Here is a 2,355-nt window from a genome sequence, read left to right as displayed (position 1 = left end):
GTGAGCGTCTAGCGAACTACACCTATGTTTTAAAATTCCAGGGTAACAAGCTGTCGATATCGGGCTCAGGCTGGCACAGTTCATCAAGGCAAGCACAGATGTAATTAAATGGGATTAGACCATTTATCTTGGCGGTTTCCACAATGCTGTAAAGGGTGGCACTAGCATGGGCACCGTTAGCCGTTTGGCTAAATAACCAATTCTTTCGGCCTATCACAAACGGTTTTACCGCGCGTTCTGCTCTATTATTATCGATGCTAAGTCGGCCATCATCAACATAGCGTATGAGCTTGTGCCATTGATTTGCCAGGTAATTAGCTGCCTCTATCAGTTTGCTGTTCCCCACTAAATTTGGCTGATCCTGCTCAAGCCATATTTTTAGCTTGCTAAGAATAGGCAGGCTAACCTCTTGTCTTGCCGTATATTTGTCATCCACACTTTTATCTTTGATGCGTGACTCAACGCCGTACAGTTTTTGGATAAGGCTCAATACCACATCCGCTTTGCCGGTTTTGTTTTTACCTTGTAGCTTTTTCGCGTCGATAAATTTACGACGAGCATGCGCCCAGCAGCCAATTAAGGTTGCCTCTGTTCTGGCATAGGCTTGATAGCCATCCACGTGCAAGTACCCTTGATATCCATCAAGATAATTGACCACGCAGGCGGCCGCGCGACTATTGTGGAAGTCGTAAAGTACGATATTAGGGATGGGATTATTCGGGTCTGGTGAATCTCGACCCGAGCAATACACCCACATGTAACTGTTTACTTTGTCCGATTTCACCACCTTTAATGGCGTTTCATCGGCAAACAGCGTGGGTTGCTTTAACAGCTCGGCTTTAAGCCGTTCAACTAATGGCGCGAAGAGTGTGGCTGATTTGTCTATCCAGCTGCTCATGATCTGTCGACTGAGTTCAATACCGTATTGCTTAAACATCGCTTCCTGGCGATACAGCGGTAACCCGTATTGGTATTTACTGGTGATAAGCTGACTGAGCAAACTGCTGGTTGCAATGCCTTTGTTGATGGGCATGGCAGGCATTGAGGCTTGTTTAATCTGTGTCTGAGTTGAGGATTTATCACAGTGACGGCAGGCGTATTTAGGCCTAATATGCTCAATCACTTTGATTTTAGCGGGTATGAACTCAAGCTTTTCTGACTTATCTTCACCCATTTTATGTAGCTCACCGCCACAGCAATCACAGGTTTTGTCGATGATGTCGTGAATAACCTGCTCACGAGGTAAGTCTTTTGGCAGTGCCTTACGCACCGGCTTTTTACGGGTATAGCTAATGGATTGTTGCTCTGCCTCAACTTCCTCAACAATTTCTTCCACTTCATTGAATAACTCGCCTTGCCCGGCAAAGCCTTCAGCACTTTTGCCGAATTGTTTTTGTTGGGCCAAGCTCCAGCGCTCTTCCAATGCCGCAATCTGGGCATCCTTCTGCGCTAACAGTTTTTCAAGTTCAGCAATGCGCTGTTTAAGGGCGAGTTCATTTTTCATGACGCCTATTTTAAGGCATCATCAAAGGCTTTGCAGTGCTAACTGAACTCACTTTGATGATCATCAATCGATCGCAAATATTAAAGCATTTTCTTACCTGCGACATCAATTTTACTGTGTCCAATCACATCATAACCCGATAATAACCAGTGTAATTGCTGCTCGCTTAAGGTCATGGTGGGTGACATGAGTTTGGGCCATTTGAACTTATGCTTATCTAATCGCTTATACCACAGTGCAAAACCGGTGTTATCCCAGTAAAGCAGTTTGAGTTTGTCACGGCCTTTATTACAAAACACAAATAGCGCACCACTGAGCACGGGTAGTTCAAGCTCTGCTTCCACCAACGCCGCCAGACCATTAATTGATTTTCGAAAATCAACGGCATCGGCACATAAATAGACGGTGGGTACATCAACGAACATCCTCATACCGTTAGCCCTTTAATAATGGCAACGATATCGGCCGTCGCTAAATCGATAGGAAACGTGAGTTGGCCGGTTAGCGTATCAAACTGCAGCGTATTTTGACGAGTTTGCGCGCAGACTTCAGTAGTTTGTTTTACCTGGACAAAACGTGATGATGTAAGGCACTGCGTGTGCACTGGCAAGGTGGAATTAGGCTGGTCTTTTGCCAGTAAAGCACGTTGTTTATAATAAGTCGTAATAGCGACATTATGGTGTTGGCAGAATTCAATATTAGTACCACTAAACGTACTGCGTTGCAGCAAAAGCTGCTGCCACTGTGCGCTTGTTCTGTAAGTTTTCATCACCTGCTCCGAATTTATCATTGAGCAGGTATTTTTAGATAATCAGAACATCGATGCTAGGTGTGGTTCGCTAGACGCTTAC

Annotated in this window: 3 protein-coding genes; all 3 read right to left on the bottom strand. The window is 45.0% G+C overall.

From position 1 onward, the window contains the following. Positions 1-22 precede the first annotated feature (22 nt). The 3 genes from L655_RS0113260 to L655_RS0113250 all read right to left on the bottom strand — a co-directional run bounded on the left by L655_RS0113260 (position 23) and on the right by L655_RS0113250 (position 2,273). Positions 23-1,504, bottom strand: a complete 1,482-nt coding sequence (locus L655_RS0113260) for an IS66 family transposase (RefSeq protein ID WP_024605279.1) — start codon at positions 1,502-1,504, stop codon at positions 23-25. 80 nt (positions 1,505-1,584) lie between these two features. Next, a complete protein-coding gene (gene tnpB / locus L655_RS0113255; protein WP_158001052.1) occupies positions 1,585-1,929 on the bottom strand; it encodes an IS66 family insertion sequence element accessory protein TnpB in 345 nt (114 codons plus the stop codon). Between the two features lie 2 nt (positions 1,930-1,931). After that, positions 1,932-2,273, bottom strand: coding sequence for a hypothetical protein (locus tag L655_RS0113250; protein ID WP_024591408.1), 342 nt, complete (start codon positions 2,271-2,273; stop codon positions 1,932-1,934). Positions 2,274-2,355: the final 82 nt, after the last annotated feature.

The sequence above is a fragment of the Pseudoalteromonas sp. TAE79 genome (genome assembly GCF_000498015.1).
Classification (GTDB): Bacteria; Pseudomonadota; Gammaproteobacteria; order Enterobacterales; family Alteromonadaceae; genus Pseudoalteromonas.
Note: the sequence above shows the minus strand (reverse complement) of the source record. Positions and strands in the feature narration are given on the sequence as shown.